Below are 19,861 nucleotides of genomic sequence, written 5' to 3' on the forward strand. Positions count from 1 at the left end.
CTTGCCAAGGCGGTGGGCGAAGCGGCATGCAGTGCGCGAAGCCTGGGGGATGTCATCCGATGCTTCCGACGACGCCTTCGACGAGGTAGTTCATCTTCTCGAGCTCCAGGTCGGTCTGCTTGAGCACCTTGCCGGCCGGCACCACCACCGCGCCCTTGTTGTCCTTGATGCCGTCCTTGAAGATGTCGAAAGTGCCCGCGATCATCTTCGCCTTGATGTCGTCGGCCTGCTTCTTCGCGGCGTCGGGCACCATGGGGCCGTAGGCGGACATCTTCACGTAGCCCTCCTTCAGGCCGCCGCGCAGGAAGTTCGGATGCGGCTTGCCGGCCTGGGCGGCGTCGATGATGGTCTTGTAGGCGGTGAGCCAGTTCCACTCGGCGCCGGTGAGGTACGCATTGGGCGCCAGCTTGGCCTGGCTCGCGTGGTAGCCGCAGACCATCTTGCCGCGCTTGGCCGCCGTCTCGACCACCACCTTGGGGCCGTCCACATGCATCGTGAACACGTCGCAGCCCTGGTCGGCCAGGCTGTTGGTGGCTTCGGCTTCCTTCACGGCCATCGACCAGTCGCCCGTGAAGATCACGCTGCAGGTGATGTTCGGCTTGACCGAGCGCGCGCCCAGCGTGAAGGCGTTGATGTTGCGCAGCACCTGCGGAATGGGCTTGGCCGCGACGAAGGCGATCTTGTTGCTCTTGGTCATGTGCGCGGCGATCACGCCGTTCAGGAACTGGCACTCGTCGATGTAGCCGAAGAAGCTGCCCACGTTCTTCGGGTGCTTGCCTTCGGTCCAGAGGCCGCCGCAGTGCGAGAAGCGCACGTCGGGGTTCTTGGGCGCCACCGCGAGGATGTGCGGGTCGAAGTAGCCGAACGACGTGGGGAACAGCAGCTTGGCGCCATCCTGCGAAATCATGCCGGCCATGGTCTTCTGCACGGCGGCGGTCTCGGGCACGTTCTCTTCTTCCACCACCTTGATGCCGGGCATCTTCTTCACTTCGGCGGCTGCCTGCGCGTGGGCCTGGTTGTAGCCGTAGTCGTCGCGCGCGCCGACGTAGATCACGCCGACGGTGAGCGGCTTGGCCTGTGCGCCGGCAAGGGCGCTCCAGCTTCCGAGCGATCCGGCGGCGCCCAGCGCGGCCAGGGTCTTGAGGGAATCGCGGCGATTGAGAGGGCTGGTCATGACGTACTCCGTTGCTGGAAAACAGGTTGAAGAATCAAAGGAAAAAAGAAGTGCCTGGGGGGTCTCAGCCCAGCAGGCTGACGTGGGCCGAGACCACGCGCCAGCCCTCGGGCGTGCGCATCCAGGTCTGGCTCTGGCGGCCGGTGCGCTCGGCGCCTTCGCGGCGGAACTCGCAGTTCGCGGTGGCGAAGTCGCGCCCGTAGGTGGTGATGACGGTGACGAGCAGTTCGCGCGCAAGGCCCTGCGAGGGTCGCGACGCGCGAAAAGCCCGGATCTCGTCGTAGCCGTAGAGGTTTTCGGTGGCGCCGTAGCGCAGCGTGGTCGGGCTGTTCCAGAACAGTTCGTCGAGCACCTCGACCTTGTTGTTCACCAGCGCGTCCTCGTAGCGGGCGAAGGCGGCCTGCACCTCGGCGAGCACGTCGGGCAGGTTGATGTCGCTTGCGTTCATGCGGGTGTCTTCTCCACATTCAGTGCGGCGACGGGCGCATGCGCCACGCCTGCGGCTTCGAGTGCCGCGGCCACGCGCAGCACGAGGTCTTCGCGCCAGGGCGCGGCGATCACCTGCACGCCGATCGGCAGGTCGGGAAGATCCGGCAGGTTGGCGTGCGCGCTCCATACCGGCACCGCGCACACCGGCAGGCCGATGCATGAGAAGGGCTGGGTCAGCAGCCCCATGTTGGGCCGCACCGGCAGCACCTGGCCGTTGACCTCGAAGGTCTCCGCGCCGATCGGCGTGGCCGCGCTGGGCGTGGCCGGTGCCAGCAGGATGTCGTAGCGGGCGAACAGGCGCGCCACCGCCTCGGCATACACCCGGCGCACGCGCTGCGCGCGCGCCACCCAGGCGGCAGGCAGCAGCGCACCGGCCAGGAAGCGGTCGCGCGACAGCGGCTCGAAGTCGTGCGCGCGGCGGCGCAGGTCGTCCAGGTGCAGCGCGGCGCCTTCGGCGTTGGTGATGAGGAAGGCGGCGGCGCGCCCGGCCTCCACCAGCGGCAGTTCGACGCTGGCCCGCGAGACGCCCGAGCCCAGCGCATCGGCGACCAGATCGACGGCGGCCAGCGCCTGGGCGCCGGCGCGCTGGTGAAAGTAGCCGCCGAGCACGCCGATGCGCAGGCCCCGCGCGCCCTGCGCCAGCACGCCAGACACCGGTTCGACGGCCCGCTGGGCGCAGCCGGGGTCGTGCGGGTGGCCCGCGTCCTCGGGTCCCTGCAGCGCGTCGTAGACCAGCGCCAAATCGCGCGCCGAACGGGCGAAGGGGCCGAGATGGTCCAGGCTGGACACGAACGGAAAGCTCCCGGTGCGCGGCAGCCGCCCGAAGGTGGGCTTCAGGCCGAACACGCCGCACAGCGACGCGGGCACGCGGATCGAGCCGTTGGTGTCGGAGCCCAGCGTGAGCGGCACCTGCCCCGCGGCCACCGCGGCGCCCGAGCCGCCCGACGAACCGCCCGCGATGCGCGTGAGGTCGTGCGGGTTGCGCGTGGGGCCTTCATGGCTGTTCTCGGTGGTGAAGCCGTAGGCGTACTCGTCCATGTTGAGCGCGCCCACCAGCACGGCCCCCGCGCGCTCCAGCCGCCGCACCAGCGCTGCGTCTGCGCGTGCGGGCGCGGTCTGGTGCTCGATCTTCGAGCCAGCGAGCGTGGGCAGGCCGGCGATGTCGAACAGGTTCTTCACCGCGAAGGGCACGCCGAGCAGCGGCAGTTCGCGGGTGCGCGCGCCGTTCGACGACGCCAGCGAGGCATCGACCTGCGCCGCGCGGCGCAACGCGCGCTCGGCCAGCACGGCGGTGAAGGCGTTGACCCGGCCATCGGTGGCGTCCACGCGCTCGAGGCTGGCCTGCACCAGCGCGGTGGCGCTCGCGGCGCCGGAGCGCACCGCTTCGGCCATGGCCGTCGCGTCGCGCCCGAGCAGATCCGCCGCGCTCATGCTTCCTTCTCCTCTGGCTCCACCGGCGAGAAATGCACCGCCGGCTCGGCCGACATGGGCAGCGGCACCGACTCCACCACCGCGGCGAACTCGGCCGCGAGCGCGAAATAACGCAGCACGCCGGGGCGGTGCGCGGGCGACAGGGGCAAGGCGAGCGCCGCGGCGGCGGCGTCGACGTAGCTTTCGATCTGCGTGGGTGTCATGGTCGGCTCCTTGTGTCGATGCCCTAGCGGCGGACTTCGCGCTGGAAGATGTCGAGGCTGAGCTTCTTCATGGCCACGAAGCTCTCGGTGCTCAGCGTCTCCACGGTGCGCGGGCGGGCATCGCCATAACGCAAGATCTCGGCCACCCGGGTGGGCCGCTTGGTCAGCAGCAGCACCTCGTCGGCCAGGTACACCGCCTCTTCGAGGTCGTGCGACACCAGCAGCATGGTGGTGCCGGTCTGCATGAACACCTCCTGCAGCTTCTCGCGGATGAAAAGCGTCATCTCGAAGTCCAGCGCCGAGAAAGGCTCGTCGAGGAACAGCACCTCCGGGTTGGGCGCGAGCGCACGCATGATCGACGCGGTCTGCTGCTGGCCGCCCGAGAGTTCGTACGGAAAGCGCTTGAGGTCGAACTTCACGTCGAAGGAAGCCACCAGCTCTTCCATGCGCCGGTCGACCTCGGCCTTGCTGCGCCCTTCGAGCTTCAGCGGGTAGGCGATGTTGTCGATGGTGCGCATCCACGGGAACATCGCCTCGCGGTAGTTCTGGAACACGTAGCCGATCTTGGTGTCCTTGCGCTGCTTCCCGTCGAACAGGATCTCGCCCGAATCGATGGGAATGAGCCCCGCGATCATGTTGATGAGCGTGGACTTGCCGCAGCCGTTGGGCCCGAACACCGACACGATGGCGTGCTTGGGAATGTCGAGGTCGAAGTTCTCGTACAGCGGCCAGCCCGCGAAGTACTTGGTGAGGCCGCGGATGGTGATGTGCGTGCCGGCCGGGCCGGGCCTGAAGGCCGGCCTGGGCACGTCGGCATACACCGGGCCGTTGATGACGATGTCCTGCGTGACTTTCATCTTCCGCTCCAGTGCACGATGCGGCGTTCTGCAATCAGGAAGAGGATGTTGAGCGCGTAACCCAGCGCACCCGCCGCAAGAATCGCCGCGTACATGCTCTTCACGTTGAGCACCTGCTGCGCGTCGATGATGCGGTGGCCGAGCCCCGTGTCGGAGCCGATGAACATCTCGGCCACGATGACGATCACCAGCGCCATCGACACCGCCGAGCGCAGGCCGACGAAGCTGGGCTGCAGGCTTTCCCACACCAGCACGTCCTTGAAGATCTGCCAGCGCGAGGCGCCCATGACGCGCGCCGCCATCACGCGCTGCTTGCGTGCGTTGATGACGCCGTAGGCGCTGTTGAACACCACGATGAGCAGCGCGCCGAAGGCCGCGATGGCCACCTTGTTGACGTCGCTCACGCCGAAGATCAGCAGGAACAGCGGAATCAGCGCGGACGACGGCGTGGAGCGGAAGAAGTCGATCAGGAACTCCACGCTGCGGTACGCCTTCTCGTTGCTGCCCAGCAGCACGCCCAGCGGCACCCCGATGGCCGCCGCGATGACGAAGGCCTGCACGGTGCGCCACACGGTCATGGCGAAGTCGGTGAGCAGCGGACCGCCGGCCAGGCCGGTGATGAGCGCGGCGATGGTGTCGGCGGGCGTGGGCAGCAATATCGGCTTGATGAAGCCCAGCCGCACCACCAGGTCCCACGCGATGAACAGCACCACCGGGCCGATGAAGGGCAGCATGCGGTCGCGCAGCGGCGGCTTCGGTGCGGCGGTGGCGGCACTGGCCGGCGGGGTCCACGGCGCGGCCGTGGTGACGTTGGCTTCACCCATTGGAAACTCCTTCAGGATTGCTTTTTCGGGAACACCGAGGAACCGGCTTTGCCGGGCCTCAGGTGTTGCCCCCGGTAGGGGGTTGACGAAGCGACACGAAGTGCGCGAAGGCTGGGGGCGAGCCTCATGTCAGGCCTTGTAGAGCAGCGCGTCCACCGGCACCTTCTTCTCGAAGATGCCTTTCTCGGTGAACAGGTCGTAGAACTTCTGGAAGTACGCGACGTCGCTGGGCTTGAACTCGTTGTAGAGCATGTAAGACGCGAGCGGCACCTCGGCCGTGAGCTTGCCTTCGATGGCGGTGTAGCCCTTCATGAACTGGCGCGCCTCGTCGGGCTTGGTGCGCACCAGGTCCACGCCGCGCGCATAGGCGGCGATGTACTTCTTCGCGATCTCCGGGTTCTTCTTGATGAACTCGGTGGTCAGGCTGGCTGCGCCGCCGTGCCAGGGCGCCATCGGGTCGCCGAGGATGTACCTGGCAACCACGCCGGCCTCGATGACGCGCGTGGTGCCGTTCATGCGGCCCACGGTGCCGGTGGGCTCCAGCGTGTAGCAGGCGTCGACCTGGCCCGCGACCAGTGCGGCCACGTGCTGGCCGATGGGCAGCTCGCTCACGGTCGCGCCCTTGGCGCCCGCGCGCTCCAGCATGGTCTTGCACAGCGTGACGTTCTGGATGCCGGGGCCCGAGGCGACCTTCTTGCCGGCCAACTCGGCCATGGCCTTGATGGGGCTGTCCTTGGCGACGATGAATTCGTCGAGCACGTATTTCGCGTTGCTCGGGTTGGTGCAGAAGATCTTGAACAGGCCCGGCTGCGCGATCTCGCCGATGGCGAGGTTGGCCGAGCCGGTGCCGTTGGCGCTGCCGTCGCAGCGGCCGGCGAGCATGCCTTCCATCACCTGCTGCGCGCCGGCGAACTTGAGCGGCTCGACGTCGAGGCCGGCTTCCTTGAAGTAGCCCTTGTCGACCGCCGCGAAGAACGGCAGGCCGGCGGCCACGGGCCAGAAGCCGATGCGCAGCTTTGCCGCAGCCTGCGCACGCACGATGGCGGGCGCGGCCAGCACGGCTAGTCCGGCGGCGCCGGCCTGCAGCAACTGGCGGCGGCTGCCGCGGTTCGACGCGGGAGGTTTTTCTTGGTTGCTCATCGGAACTCCTGATCAGTTGGAACTCGGGGTGGCGCGGCTCGCGACGTATGCGCGCCAGCCGCCATGGAGGGTCACGTCCTGCGCGCCGGCCAGGGCATGGCCCTCGCAGATGAAGCCTTTGACCCAGCTGCCGTCGGCCAGCTGGACGCTGCCCAGGCCCAGGGGCGGCGGAATGAGGGCGAGAAAGCTGCCGACCTGCGCCAGGGGCACGGCCCACACTTCGAGCGCGATGGCGGCGCCGCCCGCATCGCCTTCGGCCACGCGCTGCAGGCCGGGCTTGGGCGGCACGGTGCCCGGCAGCGCGTAGAGGCGGTAGAAGGGCGAGGTCGTCGTGGCACGCAGCAGCGTGGCTCCACGTTCAGCGAGCTGGCTGTTGAGCGGCATGCCCGAGAGATGCGCGCCGACCACGGCGATGGACAGGGTGTCCGCGCCTGGCGCGGCAAGGCCGGGAATGGCGCGCGGCGCGGGCAGCGGCTCGCCGGTCGCGCCTTGCGCGAGCCCGGTGGCGTGGTGGTAGCGCTGGCCCAGGTCGGCCAGCGCGAGGTCGCTGCCGCAGGGGCCGATCAGCGTGATGCCGAAGGGCAGGCCGTCCGCGCGCAGGCTGCTGGGCACGGAGAGCGCGGCGTAGTCGAGCAGGTTGACGAAGTTGGTGTACGCGCCGAGGTTGCGGTTGAGCGCCACCGGGTCGGCGCGCATCTGCTCGCGGGTGTAGTGCGTGGGCGCGGTGGGCACGAGCAGCACGTCGATGTCGCGCCACATCGGCTCGACCTGCTGCGCGATGGCGCGCAGCCGTGCCTGGGCCTCGAACACGTCGGCGGCGCCGTAGTTGCGCCCGCTCGCGAGGATGCCGCGCACGGGCTCGATCACCTCGTCGCCGTGCGCATCGAAGAACTCGCGCACCGCGGCGTAGCGCTCGGCGACCAGCGCGCTTTCATAGAGCAGCGCGGCGGCCTCGGCGAGCGGGGCATAGGAAATGGTGACGGGCGAGCCGCCCATGGCCAGCAGCCGCGCGGTCGCCTCGTTGAACGCCCGTTCGGCGGCGGTGTCGCCGAAGAAGCTCAGCCTGTCGGGCACGCCGAAGCGGAAATGCGCGGGCAGCGGCTTGCGGCTCAGGGGAATGTCGCGGGAGTAAGGGTCGCGCGCGTCGTGGCCCGCGGCTGCCAGCAGCACGTCGACCGCCGTGGCGACGGTGCGCGCGAAAACGGAGACGCAGTCGGCGCTCTGCGCCGCGGGGACCACGCCGAAGGTGCTCAGCAGGCCGCGCGAAGGCTTGAGGCCGACGATGTTGTTGAGCCCGGCCGGCACGCGGCCCGAGCCCGCGGTGTCGGTGCCCAGCGCGAAGTCGACCTCGCCGGTTGCCACCACATAGGCCGAACCCGAGCTGGAGCCGCCCGAAACGTAACGCGCGTCGAAGGCGTTGGGCACCTCGCCGTACGGCGAGCGCGTGCCGTTCAGGCCGCAGGCGAACTGGTCGAGGTTGGTCTTGCCGGCCAGCGATGCACCGGCTTCGAGCAGGCGCTGCACCACGGCCGCGTGGACCGTGGGGAGCCGGTCGAAGGCCGGGCAGGCGGCCGTGGTGGGCACGGCGGCCACGTCGATGTTGTCCTTGACCGCGAAGCGCAGTCCGGCGAGCGGCAGGGCGAAGTCCAGGGCCTTGCCGGCCGCCGCATCCACCACGGGCGCGGCGAATTTCGCGATCCAGGCGGCGTCGGGCGACCCGCTTTCCCGGTTTTCTTCATGCACCATCATTAGGCATCCAAACATGTGTACAAGTTGAGATGCAAACGGCGTGCCAGCGGCTGCCGAGGTCGCGCAGCCCGCTCGATAGGTATCAGCCGTTGGATGTCATGTCGTGAAACACCGCGGAACCGGCTTCGCCGGGCCGCAGGTGTTGCCCCCTGCAAGGGGGTTGGCGCAGCGACACGAAGTGCGCGAAGCCTGGGGGTGAGCTATTTCCTTGCGTCGCGGTAGAGCTTCTCGACCTTCGGCAGGCTGGCTTCCAGCTTCGTGATGCGGTCCGGCCCGCTCGGGTGCGTGGAAAGGAAGTTCAGGCTTCCCTGGTTCTTCGACGCCGCGGCCATCTTCTGCCACAGCGACACCGAAGCCTTCGGGTCGTAGCCTGCACGCGCCGCGAGTTCCAGCCCCACGAGGTCGGCCTCGGTCTCGTCGCTGCGGCTGAACTTGAGGGTGATGAGCTGCGTGCCCGCGCGCGCCGCCAGGTCGCCCACCTGGCCCCAGCCGAGCATCTGCGCACCCAGCGAGAGCACCGCGCCGGTGCCCGCGCTCTTGGCCATGCGGGCGCGCGCGTGTTCGCGCAGCGCGTGGGCCATTTCGTGGCCCATGACCATCGCGACCTCGTCATCCGTGAGCTTGAGCTGGTCGAGGATGCCGGTGAAGAAGGCGATCTTGCCGCCGGGCATGCAGAAGGCATTGATCTGCTTGCTGCCGATCAGGTTGACCTCCCACTTCCAGCTGCGGGCGCGCGAGTTCCACGGCGTGGCAAACGGAATCAGGCGGGTCGCGATGGCGCGCAGGCGCTGCAGCTGCGGGTTGTTGTCGCCGGCGAGCGCGCCCTTGGCGCGGGCCTGTTCGAGCAGCTGGCCGTATTGCTGCACCCCGGCCGCCTCGATCTTGTCGGCGGGCACGAGGTTGCGCGCCACCGATGCCTTGCCCACGTCGACCTGCGCCAGCGCCGGGCCGCCCAGCGCCGCGCCGGCGGCGGCCAGCAGGAAGGCGCGCCGGGGATTCCAGGGCGACGCCGCGGAAGGAAGGGCGGAGACGGCGGCGGTGCCGGAGGAAGAGCGCTCGCATCGTATGCACATAGGGGCCGGATCATAGGAACAAATGAAGACAAAGGGGCCGCCCGAGGGCCCGCGCCGCTCATGGACAATCCGGGCACATGTCCGCCTCGCCTGCCGAAACCCCCACCCCCCCTTCCCCGCCCTGGCGCGACGCCCTCAAGGTCTACCTGGAGCCCGCCACGCTGCGCATGCTGGCGCTCGGCTTCTCGGCCGGGCTGCCGCTGCTGCTGGTGCTGGGCACGCTGAGCTTTCGCCTGCGCGAGGCCGGCATCGACCGCACCACCATCGGCTACCTGAGCTGGGTCGGGCTGGCCTACGGCTTCAAGTGGGTCTGGGCGCCGCTGGTCGACCGGCTGCCGCTGCCGCCGCTGACCACGCTGCTGGGGCGCCGGCGCGGCTGGCTGCTGCTGGCGCAGGGGCTGGTCATCACGGGGCTGGTGGGCATGGCCATGAACGACCCGCGCCTGGGCCTGACGCCGCTGATCTGGTGCGCGCTGCTGGTGGCCTTCGGCTCGGCCACGCAGGACATCGCGCTCGACGCCTTCCGCATCGAATCGGCCGAGCCGCGCAAGCAGGCCGCGATGGCCGCCGCCTACCAGACGGGCTACCGCCTGGCGATGATCTGGGCCGGTGCCGGGGTGCTGTGGGTCGCGGCCTGGGCCGAGGTGGCGCCCGCGGTGGCCGCCACCGGCGCGGCCGCCTACCAGGACGGCGCCTGGAAGACCGCCTACCTGGTGATGGCGGCTTCGATGGCGATCGGCGTGTTCACGGTGCTGCTGTCGCCCGAGCCGGTGCCGCGCCTGCTGCCCAAGGCCCGCAACGCGGCCGAGTGGCTGCGCAGCGCGCTGATCGAGCCCTTTGCCGATTTCATCGGCCGCTACAAATGGCACGCGGTGCTGATCCTTTCGCTGATCGCCGTCTACCGCATCAGCGACGTGGTGATGGGCATCATGGCCAACCCGTTCTACGTGGACATGGGCTTCACCAAGGACGAGGTGGCCACGGTCAGCAAGATCTACGGCGTGGTCATGACGCTGGTGGGCGCCTTCGTGGGCGGCGTGCTGTCGATGCGCCTGGGCGTGATGCGGGTGCTGATGATGGGCGCCGTGCTCAGCGCCGCGAGCAACCTGCTCTACGCCTGGCTGGCGACGCGCGGGCACGACACCACGGCGCTGATCGCGGTGGTGTCGGCCGACAACCTGGCCGGCGGCATCGCCTCGGCGGCCTTCATCGCCTATCTGTCGAGCCTCACCAACATCAGCTATTCGGCCACGCAATACGCGCTGTTCAGCTCCCTCATGCTGCTGCTGCCGAAATTCATCGCCGGCTATTCGGGTGCCTTCGTCGACGCCTACGGCTACAGCAACTTCTTCGTCGCCACCGCGCTGCTGGGCGTGCCGGTGCTGGTGCTGGTGGCGCTGGCCTCGCGGCTCACGATCATCACGAGCCCCACGGAGCGTCAATAGGGCCCGGGCCTTATAGGAATCCGCCGACGCGCCACGGCGCCTGCTACTGTTAGGCTGTTCCACGTTTACATTCGCCTTTTCCCTTGGTTGTTTCCAGTTGTCAGCAAGCCCGCAAAAGATCGTGCCGTCCCGAATCCCCCCTCTTCAAATCAGCGCCTACACGGCGACCTCGGCCGTCGGCGTCGGCAAGGAAGCGCTCGCTGACGCGCTGGCGCAGTCGCGCAGCGGCCTGCGCGCCAACGACTTCGGCGACGACCCGCTGCCCACGTGGATCGGCCGCGTCGACGGCCTGGAAGAAGTCCGCCTGCCCGAGTCGCTCGCCCATTGGGACTGCCGCAACAACCGGCTCGCCTGGCTGGGCCTGCATGCCGACGGCTTCATCGAGGCGGTGGCGGCTGCGCGCGAAAAGTACGGCGCGTCGCGCGTCGCGCTGATCCTGGGCACCTCGACCGCGAGCATCGGCGAGACCGAGCTGGCCTACACCCAGCTCGACGCCGAAGGCATGTTCCCGCCCGACCAGCGCCGCAGCGCGGTGCACACGCCGCATTCGATGGCCCTGTTCGTGCAGGAGGTGCTGGGCATCAGCGGCCCGAGCGAAACCATTTCCACCGCCTGCTCTTCGAGCGCCAAGGTGTTCGCCTCGGCCGAGCGGATGATCCGCCTGGGCCTGGCCGACGCGGCCGTGGTCGGCGGCGCGGACACGCTGTGCGGCAGCGTGCTGTTCGGCTTCAATTCGCTCGAACTGGTGTCGAGCGAACCGTGCCGGCCCTTCGACGCCGGCCGCAAGGGCATCAGCCTGGGCGAGGCCGCGGGCTTCGCGCTGGTGGAACGCGTGCAGGCGGGCGCCGATGCGTCCCCGCTGCACCTGCTGGGCTACGGCGAGGCGAGCGACGCGCACCACATGTCCACCCCGCACCCCGAGGGCCTGGGCGCCGAGCGCGCGCTCGACGAGGCGCTGGCGCGCGCCGGCCTCGCGCCCGAGACCATCGACTACATCAACATGCACGGCACCGCGAGCCAGAAGAACGACGAGGTCGAGGGCGCGCTGGTGGCGCGCCGCTTCCCGGCCGGCACGCACGCCAGCTCGACCAAGGGCTTCATGGGCCACACGCTGGGCGCGGCGGGCATCGTCGAGGCCGTCATCAGCCTGCTGGCGATCGAGCGCGGCCTGAAGCCGGGCACGGTCAACACCCGCACGCTGGACGAGGGCTTCGGTCCGCAGATCAAGCTCGAGCCGGCGCACGGCGAGGTGCGCTACGCGCTGTCCAACTCCTTCGGCTTCGGCGGCAACAACTGCTCGCTGGTGTTCGGCAAGGCGGCGGCAGCATGAGCACGAGCACGACCGCCACCATGCCGCCGACCCTGTACATCGAAGGCCCCGCCTTCTGGACCCCCACCCTGCCCGGCTGGGATGCCGCGCGCGCCGCTTTCCGCGGCGAAGGCGCGCTGGCCGACCCGCCCGCCAAGCGCCCCGCGCCGCAGGTGCTGGCGCCGGCCGAACGGCGCCGCGCGCCCGACACGGTGGCGCTGGCCCTCGAAGTGGCCGCCGCCGCCATGGCCGGCGCGGGCCGCAACGCGGCCGACGTGCCCTGCGTGTTCACCTCGGCGCACGGCGACCTGTCGATCAACGACTACATGTGCGGCACGCTGGCCTCCGACCCCAAGATGCTGTCGCCCACCAAGTTCCACAACTCGGTGCACAACGCGGCCGTGGGCTACTGGACCATCGGCACCGGCTGCATGGCGGCGAGCAACGCGGTGTCGGCCTTCGAACACAGCTTCGCCTCGGGCCTGCTCGAGGCGGCGGTGCAATGCGCGGCCGACCAGGAGCCGGTGCTGCTGGTGGGCTACGACACGCCCACCGTCGGCGCGCTCACCTCGGTGACCGACAGCCGCGGCCTGCTGGCGGTGGCGCTGGTGCTGGCGCCCGCGCCCAGCGAGCGCACGGTGGCGGTGCTGCAGTGGTCGCTGGACGGCAGCGCCACGCAGGCCACACCGCCGCAGTCGGACGCGGCGAAATCGCTGGCCGGCATCAACCCGATGGCCGACGCGCTGACCCTCTTCGAATCGCTGGCACGGCTGGACGCGGGCACGCCCGCTCCGGTGGCGCTGCCGCTGTCCCCCACCCTTTCACTTCGGCTGCAGCTGCAGCCCATCGACCGGAGCTGACCATGACCGACACTGCGCCCGACACTTTTGACGCAGTGATCATGGGGGGCGGGCTCGCGGGCCTCACGCTGGCGCTGCAGCTGCGCCAGCGCTTTGCCGACCTGCGCGTGCTGGTGCTGGAGCGCCGCGCGCACCCGGTGCCGCACGCGGCGCACAAGGTGGGCGAGTCGTCGGTGGAGATCGGCGCGCACTACTTCGACACGGTGCTCGGCCTGAAGGCCCACATGGACGCCGAGCAGCTGCGCAAGTTCGGCTTTCGCTTCTTCTTCAGCGAGGGCCGCAGCGACATCGACAAGGTGACCGAGATCGGCGCGAGCCGCTATCTGTCGGTGCCCAGCTACCAGATCGACCGCGGCATCTTCGAGAACTTCCTGGCCGAGGAGGCCGTGCGGCGCGGGGTGCAATTCGTGGACGGCGCGCTGGTGCGGCGCATCACGCTGGCCGACGACCCGGCCACGCCGCACAGCATCGAATGGACCCGCGGCGAGCACACGCACCACGCGCAGGCCCGCTGGGTGATCGACGCCTGCGGGCGCGCCGGCATGCTCAAGCGCAAGCTGGGCCTGGCCGAGTCGAACGCGCACGACGTCAACGCGGTGTGGTTTCGCATCGGCGAGCGCATCGCCATCGACGAATGGAGCGGCGACGAAGCCTGGCGCACGCGCTGCGACCCGCAGGCGCGCTGGCTGTCGACCAACCACCTGGTGGGCGCGGGCTACTGGGCCTGGCTGATCCCGCTGGCCTCGGGCTCGCACTCGGTGGGCATCGTGGCCGACCCGAAGCTGCACCCGCTGGACACCATCGACACCTTCGACAAGGCGATGGCGTGGTTCGCCACCTACCAGCCGCGGCTGTTCGAGGCGCTGGACGGCAAGCGCCACCTGCTGCAGGACTTCGCCTTCCTCAAGCACTTCTCGCACGGCTGCAAGCAGGTGTTCTCGGGGCGCCAGCGCTGGGCAATGACCGGCGAGGCGGGGCTGTTCCTCGACCCGTTCTATTCGCCGGGCAGCGACTTCATCGCCATCGGCAACACCTACATCACCGACCTGATCGCGCAGGACCGCGCGGGCCGCCCGATCGACAAGCGCGCGCAGCTGTACGACCAGCTCTACCACTCGTTCTACGAAAGCACGCTGGCGCTCTACCAGGACCAGTACCCGCTGTTCGGCGACCCCGAGGTGCTGCCGGTGAAGGTGATCTGGGACTACGCCTACTACTGGGGCGTGCTGTCGCAGATCTTCTTCCAGCACCGCCTGACCGACCTGCACGCGCTGGGCAGCCTGAAAGCCGAGCTGCAGCATTGCCAGCGGCTGAACCTCGAGGTGCAGGCGCTGATGCGCCGCTGGTCGGCAAGCAGCCGGCGCGCCAACCCGGCCGTGATGCTCGACCAGGCCGCGATGCCGTGGTTCGCCGAGCTCAACCGCAGCCTGCGCGACACGCTGGACGACGCGGCCTTCCGCGCGCGCATCCGCGCCTCCACCGCGCAGCTGCGGCAGCTGGCCGGCGAGGTGCTGGCGCGCGCGCGCGCCGCCGACCCCGGCGTGGACGCCGGCGCCCTGCCCGCGCTGCTGGAGGAGAACCTCGGCCTCCCTCCCGTGAGCGCCGACGCCGCCGCCATGCTTTTCGAAGCCGATACGGTTGACGCCGCCGGCTGAGGTTTACCCAACTTTACGGAGCGTTCAAGCCTGCTTGCCGCCCGTGGACGACCATGAAGCGCATGAGCACCCCCCAACTCCTGATGATCGAAGACGACACCCGCCTGGCACACATGGTGGGCGAATACCTGACGCAGTCGGGTTTCGGCTTCAACCACGCAGGCGACGGCGCCACGGGCCTGGAGCAGTTGCAGCAGCACGCGCCCGACCTCGTGATCCTCGACCTGATGCTGCCCGACACCGACGGCCTGGAGGTCTGCCGCCGCATCCGCGCGCTGCCCGGGCCCATCTCCAAGGTGTCGGTGCTGATGCTGACGGCCAAGGGCGACCCCATGGACCGCATCATCGGCCTGGAGATCGGCGCCGACGACTACCTGCCCAAGCCCTTCGAGCCGCGCGAGCTGCTGGCGCGCATCCGCGCGGTGCTGCGCCGGCGCAGCGAGAACGCCACCGAGGCCGAGGTGTCCACCGTGATGCGCTTCGGCACGCTGGAAATCGACCGCAACGCGCGCACCGTGTCGGTGGCCGGCGCGCTGGCCGACCTCACCTCTTACCAGTTCGACCTGCTGGTGGCCATGGCCGAGCGCGCAGGCCGCGTGCTCACGCGCGACCAGATCATGGAAGCCGTGCGCGGCCGCGAGCTGGAAGCCTTCGACCGTTCCATCGACGTGCACATGGGCCGCATCCGCGCGGCCATCGAGGTCGATGCCAAGAACCCGAAGCGCATCCTCACTGTGCGCGGCGTGGGCTACGTATTCGCCAAGCAGCAAGACTGAGCGGCAATAGATGCTGCGCAGCCTTTATTCCCGCCACCTCTACGTGCGCATATGGCTCGCGGTGGTGGGCGGCGTCGTCATCCTCACGCTGATGGCCAACTGGATCGTGCGCGAAGCGGCACAGGCCGAGCGCGAACGGCTGGCACCCGTGCCGCGCGAAGTGATCGTGCTCGACGCGCAGGACCGGAAGATCGGCACCGGCACCGCGCTGCGCGTGCCGGGCCAGGGTTTGGAGTTCGACGTGACGCTCAGCGACGGCAAGGACATCACGCTGCGCGTGGCGCCGCGCGAGCGGCCGACGGGCGCATCCGGCTTCGCGCCGTGGCGCACGCCCTTCGGGCTGGGCTGGATGATCGCGCTGGTGGGGGTGGCGGTGGCGCTGGGCGTCTACCCGATCGTGCGGCGCATCACGCAGCGGCTGGAATCGCTGCAGCGCGGCGTGCAGCGGTGGGGTGAAGGCGATCTCTCGGTGCGTGTGACCGAAGAAGGGCAGGACGAAGTGGCTGATCTCTCCAAACGATTCAACGCGTCGGCCGAGCGCATCGAACAGCTGGTGCGTTCGCACAAGTCGCTGCTGGCCAACGCCTCGCACGAGCTGCGTTCGCCGCTCACCCGCATCCGCATGGGCCTGGAGCTGATGGGCGAGCGCCCGAGCGCCACGGCGCGCGAGGAGATCTCGCGCAACATCGGCGAGCTCGACCAGCTCATCGACGAGATCCTGCTGGCCAGCAGGCTCGACGCCAGCGAGGCCGACATGGGCACCATCGAGCCGGTGGACCTGACCGGCCTGGCGGCCGAGGAATGCGCGCAGGTGAATGCCGAGCTCGACCTGGCCGAAGGCACCGACAACGCGAACCTGACGGTGCCGGGCGTGTCGCGCCTGCTGCGCCGCGCCATCCGCAACCTGCTGGAAAACGCCCGCCGTTACGGCGCCGGCGAAATCGCGGTGGAGCTGGGCAGCGCCGACGGCTTTGCCACGGTGCGCGTCAACGACCGCGGCCCGGGCGTGCCGGCCGCGCTGCGCGAACGCATCTTCGAGCCCTTCTACCGGCTGCCCGGCGCCAGCGAGCGCAACGGCGGCGTCGGGCTGGGGCTGTCGCTGGTGAAGTCGATCGCCGAGCGGCACGGCGGCACGGTGCGCTGCGAAGACCGCCCGGGCGGCGGCGCGAGCTTCGTCATCCGCCTGCCCACCACAGCGCGCGGGCACTGAATCCATTGAGCCCGGCACGGCCGGGGCGAAGTCAGGCTCGGCTGGCGGGGGCCACCTAAAATCCCGCCCCTATGCAGAGATCGCACATCGTTCGGCCCGCGGCCATGTTCTGGGGGCTGGTGGTGTTCATGCCGGTCGGCGTCACCTATCTATCGGCCTTGCTGCTGCTCGCCACCATGCTGGTGGCCGGCGGAGGGCGGGAGCGCCTGGCGCGGCTTCGCGCCAATCCGCTGTGGTGGCCGGTCATGGCCTACCTGGCCTGGATGCTGATCGTGCTGGCCATCAGGCCGCACTACCCCGAAACACCCTCCAACCTGTTCCACGGGCTGCGCATCGGCGTGACGATGCTGATGGCCATGGCGCTCACGCGCGAGGAAGCCCTCTGGGCGCTGCGCGGCTTCCTGCTGATCGCGGCGCTCAACGTGCTGCTGGTCATCTTCTTCTATGCGGTGGGCGGCTTCCACATCTGGTTGCCGCTGCGCGCGGTGGTCATGGAAGTGGGCAACAAGTCGATCAGCAACGCGCTGCTGTTCAGCGTGGTGGCCTCCACGGCGGCGGTCTGGGGCATCGCGCAGATCGCGGCGCACCGGCCGCTGCGCGCCATTCCCGCGTTCGTGCTGGTGCTCGGGCTGGGGCTGGTGGTGGCCTTGCCGCTGACCTCGCGCACCTCGGTGCTCGCGCTGCTGCTGGTGATTCCGGCGGTGTGCGTCCACCAGTGGCGCAACCACCTGAAGATGCTGGTGGGCGCGCTGGTGCTCGGCACCGTGGTGCTCGGCGCCGGGCTCTACCAGCTGCCGCAGCTGCAGAAGAAGGTCGAGACCGGCGTGCAGGAACTCGAAGAGGCGCAGGCCGGCGCCGTCTTCAAGGGCAGCTGGGTCATCCGCTACTACATGTACCGGGACACCGGCCTCATGATCGCCGACCGCCCGCTCGCGGGCTGGGGCATCGGCGGCTGGACCGAGCAGTGGCACAAGCGCGGCCCCGCGCTCTTCGCCGATTCGAACATGCCGCACAACGACTTCCTCTGGGTGGGCGCGCAAGGCGGCGTGCCCGCGCTGCTGAGCCTGCTGGTCATCATGATGGCGGCCGTGTGGCAGGCGTGGAAACGGCCGGACATGGCCGGCCGCTACGCGCTGGGCGCCACGCTCATCGCGCTGATCGCGTCGAGCGTCAACTCGGCGCTGCGCGACGCGCAGATCGGCCTGGCGCTGCTGTGGATCGCGATGGTCTACCTGCGGCTTGCGCAGGAAAGGCAGGACCCGGATCCGTGGCGCGGCTTGCTGCCCTGGCGCCGCGAGAAAGAAACCGCCCCTCAGGCTGGCTGAAGAGCGGCGGTGCAGGCCCGGCTCAGTGCCGCGCCGACACCGTTTCGCCGGCTTTCAGGCGATACACCGTGCCGCAGTACGGGCACTTGGCTTCGCCGGTGCGCGCCACGTCGAGGTAGACCTTCGGGTGACTGTTCCAGAGCTTCATGTCGGCCTTGGGGCTGGGGCAGAAAACACCGCCCTGATGATTGAGCTCCTTGGCCAGGAGTTCGACGACTGCATTGGTGGACATGGTTTCTTTCAGACTTTCGTGAGCCAGTGGGCGTACTTGGGGTTCTTGCCGTTCACGATGTCGAAGAAGGCAGACTGGATTTTCTCGGTGATCGGGCCACGGGCGCCGCCGTCGCCGCGGTTGCCGATCTCGACGCGGTCGAGTTCGCGGATGGGCGTGACTTCAGCGGCGGTGCCGGTGAAGAAGGCCTCGTCGGCGATGTAGACCTCGTCGCGCGTGATGCGCTTTTGCACCAGCTCGAGGCCCAGGTCCTTGCACACGTGCAGGATGGTGTTGCGGGTGATGCCGTTGAGCGCGCCGGCCGACAGGTCGGGCGTGTACACCACGCCGCCCTTGACCACGAAGATGTTCTCGCCCGCGCCTTCCGACACGAAGCCGCTCGCGTCGAGCAGCAGCGCTTCGTCGTAGCCGTCGTCCAGGGCTTCCATGTTGGCCAGGATCGAGTTGGTGTAGTTGCTCACCGTCTTGGCCTGCGTCATCGTGATGTTGACGTGGTGGCGGGTGTAGCTGGAGGTCTTCACGCGGATGCCGCGCTTCATGCCTTCTTCGCCCAGGTAGGCGCCCCAGGACCAGGCCGCGACCATGGCGTGGATCTTGTTGCCCTTGGGGCTCACGCCCAGCTTCTCGGAGCCGATCCAGATGAGGGGGCGCAGGTAGCAGCTCTCGAGCTTGTTCTCGCGAACCACCTGTTTCTGGGCCTCGTTGAGCTGTTCCTGCGTGAACGGGATCTTCATGCGCAGGATCTTGGCGCTGTTGAACAGCCGCTCGGTGTGCTCGGCCAGGCGGAAGATGGCCGTGCCGCCGTCCGCCGTCTTGTAGGCGCGCACGCCCTCGAAGGCGCCGCAACCGTAGTGCAGCGTGTGGCTCAGCACGTGGATCTTGGCGTCGCGCCAGTCCACGAGTTCGCCGTCCATCCAGATCTTGCCGTCACGGTCGTCCAGCGAGGGGGGGATCGAGCTCATTTCCTGATTCCTTTGGGAGCGATAGGGGAAGTCGCAAAAGCTTTCGATTTTAAGGCGCCCTCCAGAACGGGGTGCCCGACAATGGTTGGTTGTCCAAACCAGTGGAAAAAGGGTTTCCGTGTCCGTATTCAAGAACGTCATCGTCTATCGCATCGAACCTGCCTGGTCCCAAACACTGGCCGAGGCGGAAGAAGGGCTAGGAAAGCAGCGCTTCGTGCCCTGCGGCCCCTCGCAGGAAAAGTCCGCCGGCTGGGTCGAGCCCCGCGGCGAAGCCAACGGCCCGCTGGTCGAATCCATCGACGGCCAGTGGCTGGTCGAATACATGATCGAGAGCAAGCAGGTGCCCGGCTCCGTGGTGCGCCGCAAGCTCGACGAGCGCTGCGCCCACATCGAGGCCACCACCGGCCGCAAGCCCGGCAAGAAGGAAAAGAAAGAGCTGAAGGAAGACATCACGCTCGAGCTGCTGCCGATGGCCTTCACCCGCAGCGCGCGCGTGACGGTGTGGATCGACAAGGCGGAGAACCGTCTGGTCATCAACAGCGGCAATGCATCGCGCGCCGACGAGGTCGTCACCAGCCTCGTGAAGTCGCTCGACGGCTTCGCGGTGGCCCTCATCAACACGCAGATCGAGCCGGCCGCGGCCATGGCCAACTGGCTGCTGACGCAGGAGCCGCCGGCCGGCTTCACCATCGACCGCGAGTGCGAGCTCAAGGCCTCCGACGACTCCAAGGCCGTGGTGCGCTACGCCAAGCACCCGCTGGACATCGACGAAGTCAAGCAGCACATCACCGACGGCAAGCGCCCCACGCGGCTCGCGCTGACCTGGGACGACCGCGTGTCCTTTGAGCTCACGCACGGGCTGCTGATCCGCAAGATCACCTTCCTCGAAGGCACGGGCGACGGCGCCGCCGGCGGCAAGAAGGAAGACAACTTCGACGCCGACGTGGCCATCGCCACGGGCGAGCTGGGCCAGCTGGTGCCGGCGCTGCTCGATGCGCTGGGCGGCGAGGCCGCGTTCTCGGCCGCGCCGCCGGACGACACGGTGAAGCCTGCAACCGCGCCTGCAGCAGCGCCCGCCACGACGGCACCGGCAGACGCAGCAGACTCCGCAGAGGAAGAAGACGCGCCCTTCTGACGCGGCGCGGAA

At 69.1% G+C, this 19,861-nt stretch carries 19 protein-coding genes; 8 read left to right on the forward strand and 11 right to left on the reverse strand.

Annotated elements, in window-relative coordinates; genetic code table 11:
* Positions 1–52: 52 nt before the first annotated feature.
* The 9 genes from QRN67_RS09780 to QRN67_RS09820 form a co-directional block, all read right to left on the reverse strand.
* Positions 53–1,174, reverse strand: a complete 1,122-nt coding sequence (locus QRN67_RS09780) for a BMP family ABC transporter substrate-binding protein (RefSeq protein ID WP_081268396.1) — start codon at positions 1,172–1,174, stop codon at positions 53–55.
* 64 nt (positions 1,175–1,238) lie between these two features.
* Positions 1,239–1,622 (reverse strand): oxalurate catabolism protein HpxZ, encoded by a 384-nt coding sequence (hpxZ, locus tag QRN67_RS09785; protein ID WP_106936079.1) that lies wholly within the window; start codon positions 1,620–1,622, stop codon positions 1,239–1,241.
* Positions 1,619–3,094: an AtzE family amidohydrolase gene (locus QRN67_RS09790; RefSeq protein WP_106936080.1), complete on the reverse strand. Its 1,476-nt coding sequence runs from the start codon at positions 3,092–3,094 to the stop codon at positions 1,619–1,621. The genes hpxZ and QRN67_RS09790 overlap by 4 nt, the downstream gene beginning before the upstream one ends.
* A complete protein-coding gene (locus QRN67_RS09795; RefSeq protein ID WP_081268399.1) occupies positions 3,091–3,297 on the reverse strand; it encodes an AtzG-like protein in 207 nt (68 codons plus the stop codon). The genes QRN67_RS09790 and QRN67_RS09795 overlap by 4 nt, the downstream gene beginning before the upstream one ends.
* 23 nt (positions 3,298–3,320) lie before the next feature.
* Entirely contained in the window at positions 3,321–4,154 is an 834-nt protein-coding gene (locus QRN67_RS09800; protein ID WP_106936082.1) for an ABC transporter ATP-binding protein, read from the reverse strand.
* Positions 4,151–4,978, reverse strand: a complete 828-nt coding sequence (locus QRN67_RS09805) for an ABC transporter permease (protein ID WP_285411611.1) — start codon at positions 4,976–4,978, stop codon at positions 4,151–4,153. The genes QRN67_RS09800 and QRN67_RS09805 overlap by 4 nt, the downstream gene beginning before the upstream one ends.
* A 129-nt stretch (positions 4,979–5,107) precedes the next feature.
* Positions 5,108–6,118 carry an ABC transporter substrate-binding protein gene (locus tag QRN67_RS09810; RefSeq protein WP_285411612.1) on the reverse strand — a complete coding sequence of 337 codons (1,011 nt, stop codon included), beginning with the start codon at positions 6,116–6,118 and terminating at the stop codon, positions 5,108–5,110.
* A 12-nt stretch (positions 6,119–6,130) separates the two neighbouring features.
* Complete coding sequence (atzF, locus tag QRN67_RS09815; RefSeq protein ID WP_285411613.1) at positions 6,131–7,867, reverse strand: allophanate hydrolase; 1,737 nt, start codon at positions 7,865–7,867, stop codon at positions 6,131–6,133.
* Between the two features lie 200 nt (positions 7,868–8,067).
* Positions 8,068–8,940: a M48 family metallopeptidase gene (locus tag QRN67_RS09820; RefSeq protein ID WP_285411614.1), complete on the reverse strand. Its 873-nt coding sequence runs from the start codon at positions 8,938–8,940 to the stop codon at positions 8,068–8,070.
* A gap of 77 nt (positions 8,941–9,017) precedes the next feature.
* Between QRN67_RS09820 and QRN67_RS09825 the strand changes: the two genes are divergently transcribed.
* From QRN67_RS09825 to QRN67_RS09855, 7 genes are all read left to right on the forward strand, one after another.
* Positions 9,018–10,385 (forward strand): AmpG family muropeptide MFS transporter, encoded by a 1,368-nt coding sequence (locus tag QRN67_RS09825; protein ID WP_285411615.1) that lies wholly within the window; start codon positions 9,018–9,020, stop codon positions 10,383–10,385.
* A gap of 121 nt (positions 10,386–10,506) precedes the next feature.
* Positions 10,507–11,715, forward strand: a complete 1,209-nt coding sequence (locus QRN67_RS09830; protein WP_285411616.1) for a beta-ketoacyl-[acyl-carrier-protein] synthase family protein — start codon at positions 10,507–10,509, stop codon at positions 11,713–11,715.
* The gene (locus QRN67_RS09835; protein WP_106936087.1) at positions 11,712–12,554 is read left to right on the forward strand and encodes a beta-ketoacyl synthase chain length factor; all 843 of its coding nucleotides are present in this window, start codon (positions 11,712–11,714) and stop codon (positions 12,552–12,554) included. Before QRN67_RS09830 ends, QRN67_RS09835 begins: the two co-directional genes overlap by 4 nt.
* Positions 12,555–12,556: 2 nt before the next feature.
* Complete coding sequence (locus QRN67_RS09840) at positions 12,557–14,209, forward strand: NAD(P)/FAD-dependent oxidoreductase (protein WP_285411617.1); 1,653 nt, start codon at positions 12,557–12,559, stop codon at positions 14,207–14,209.
* Between the two features lie 53 nt (positions 14,210–14,262).
* Positions 14,263–14,985, forward strand: coding sequence for a response regulator (locus QRN67_RS09845; protein ID WP_081270008.1), 723 nt, complete (start codon positions 14,263–14,265; stop codon positions 14,983–14,985).
* Between the two features lie 10 nt (positions 14,986–14,995).
* A complete protein-coding gene (locus tag QRN67_RS09850) occupies positions 14,996–16,195 on the forward strand; it encodes an ATP-binding protein (RefSeq protein ID WP_081270009.1) in 1,200 nt (399 codons plus the stop codon).
* A 71-nt stretch (positions 16,196–16,266) separates the two neighbouring features.
* Positions 16,267–17,520: an O-antigen ligase family protein gene (locus tag QRN67_RS09855; protein ID WP_285411618.1), complete on the forward strand. Its 1,254-nt coding sequence runs from the start codon at positions 16,267–16,269 to the stop codon at positions 17,518–17,520.
* A 22-nt stretch (positions 17,521–17,542) separates the two neighbouring features.
* On the opposite strand, the gene QRN67_RS09860 is transcribed toward QRN67_RS09855, so the two are convergent.
* Positions 17,543–17,752: a zinc-finger domain-containing protein gene (locus QRN67_RS09860; RefSeq protein ID WP_081270012.1), complete on the reverse strand. Its 210-nt coding sequence runs from the start codon at positions 17,750–17,752 to the stop codon at positions 17,543–17,545.
* Between the two features lie 8 nt (positions 17,753–17,760).
* Entirely contained in the window at positions 17,761–18,714 is a 954-nt protein-coding gene (locus QRN67_RS09865) for a branched-chain amino acid transaminase (protein ID WP_081270013.1), read from the reverse strand.
* Positions 18,715–18,832: 118 nt separating this feature from the next.
* Between QRN67_RS09865 and QRN67_RS09870 the strand changes: the two genes are divergently transcribed.
* Positions 18,833–19,849, forward strand: a complete 1,017-nt coding sequence (locus QRN67_RS09870) for a recombination-associated protein RdgC (protein WP_106936092.1) — start codon at positions 18,833–18,835, stop codon at positions 19,847–19,849.
* Positions 19,850–19,861 lie beyond the last annotated feature (12 nt).

This window comes from Variovorax sp. efr-133-TYG-130, from assembly GCF_030208835.1.
Classification (GTDB): domain Bacteria; phylum Pseudomonadota; class Gammaproteobacteria; order Burkholderiales; family Burkholderiaceae_C; genus Variovorax.

What these genes read in the sequence shown, in the direction of transcription:
- QRN67_RS09855 (WP_285411618.1), top strand. Translation starts at nt 16,267, where the DNA reads ATGCAGAGATCGCACATCGTTCGGCCCGCGGCCATGTTCTGGGGGCTG.
- QRN67_RS09860 (WP_081270012.1), bottom strand. Translation starts at nt 17,752, where the DNA reads ATGTCCACCAATGCAGTCGTCGAACTCCTGGCCAAGGAGCTCAATCAT.
- QRN67_RS09825 (WP_285411615.1), top strand. Translation starts at nt 9,018, where the DNA reads ATGTCCGCCTCGCCTGCCGAAACCCCCACCCCCCCTTCCCCGCCCTGG.
- QRN67_RS09790 (WP_106936080.1), bottom strand. Translation starts at nt 3,094, where the DNA reads ATGAGCGCGGCGGATCTGCTCGGGCGCGACGCGACGGCCATGGCCGAA.
- QRN67_RS09835 (WP_106936087.1), top strand. Translation starts at nt 11,712, where the DNA reads ATGAGCACGAGCACGACCGCCACCATGCCGCCGACCCTGTACATCGAA.
- QRN67_RS09795 (WP_081268399.1), bottom strand. Translation starts at nt 3,297, where the DNA reads ATGACACCCACGCAGATCGAAAGCTACGTCGACGCCGCCGCCGCGGCG.
- QRN67_RS09800 (WP_106936082.1), bottom strand. Translation starts at nt 4,154, where the DNA reads ATGAAAGTCACGCAGGACATCGTCATCAACGGCCCGGTGTATGCCGAC.
- QRN67_RS09780 (WP_081268396.1), bottom strand. Translation starts at nt 1,174, where the DNA reads ATGACCAGCCCTCTCAATCGCCGCGATTCCCTCAAGACCCTGGCCGCG.
- QRN67_RS09850 (WP_081270009.1), top strand. Translation starts at nt 14,996, where the DNA reads ATGCTGCGCAGCCTTTATTCCCGCCACCTCTACGTGCGCATATGGCTC.
- QRN67_RS09865 (WP_081270013.1), bottom strand. Translation starts at nt 18,714, where the DNA reads ATGAGCTCGATCCCCCCCTCGCTGGACGACCGTGACGGCAAGATCTGG.
- QRN67_RS09820 (WP_285411614.1), bottom strand. Translation starts at nt 8,940, where the DNA reads ATGTGCATACGATGCGAGCGCTCTTCCTCCGGCACCGCCGCCGTCTCC.
- atzF (WP_285411613.1), bottom strand. Translation starts at nt 7,867, where the DNA reads ATGATGGTGCATGAAGAAAACCGGGAAAGCGGGTCGCCCGACGCCGCC.
- QRN67_RS09805 (WP_285411611.1), bottom strand. Translation starts at nt 4,978, where the DNA reads ATGGGTGAAGCCAACGTCACCACGGCCGCGCCGTGGACCCCGCCGGCC.
- QRN67_RS09810 (WP_285411612.1), bottom strand. Translation starts at nt 6,118, where the DNA reads ATGAGCAACCAAGAAAAACCTCCCGCGTCGAACCGCGGCAGCCGCCGC.
- hpxZ (WP_106936079.1), bottom strand. Translation starts at nt 1,622, where the DNA reads ATGAACGCAAGCGACATCAACCTGCCCGACGTGCTCGCCGAGGTGCAG.
- QRN67_RS09840 (WP_285411617.1), top strand. Translation starts at nt 12,557, where the DNA reads ATGACCGACACTGCGCCCGACACTTTTGACGCAGTGATCATGGGGGGC.
- QRN67_RS09845 (WP_081270008.1), top strand. Translation starts at nt 14,263, where the DNA reads ATGAAGCGCATGAGCACCCCCCAACTCCTGATGATCGAAGACGACACC.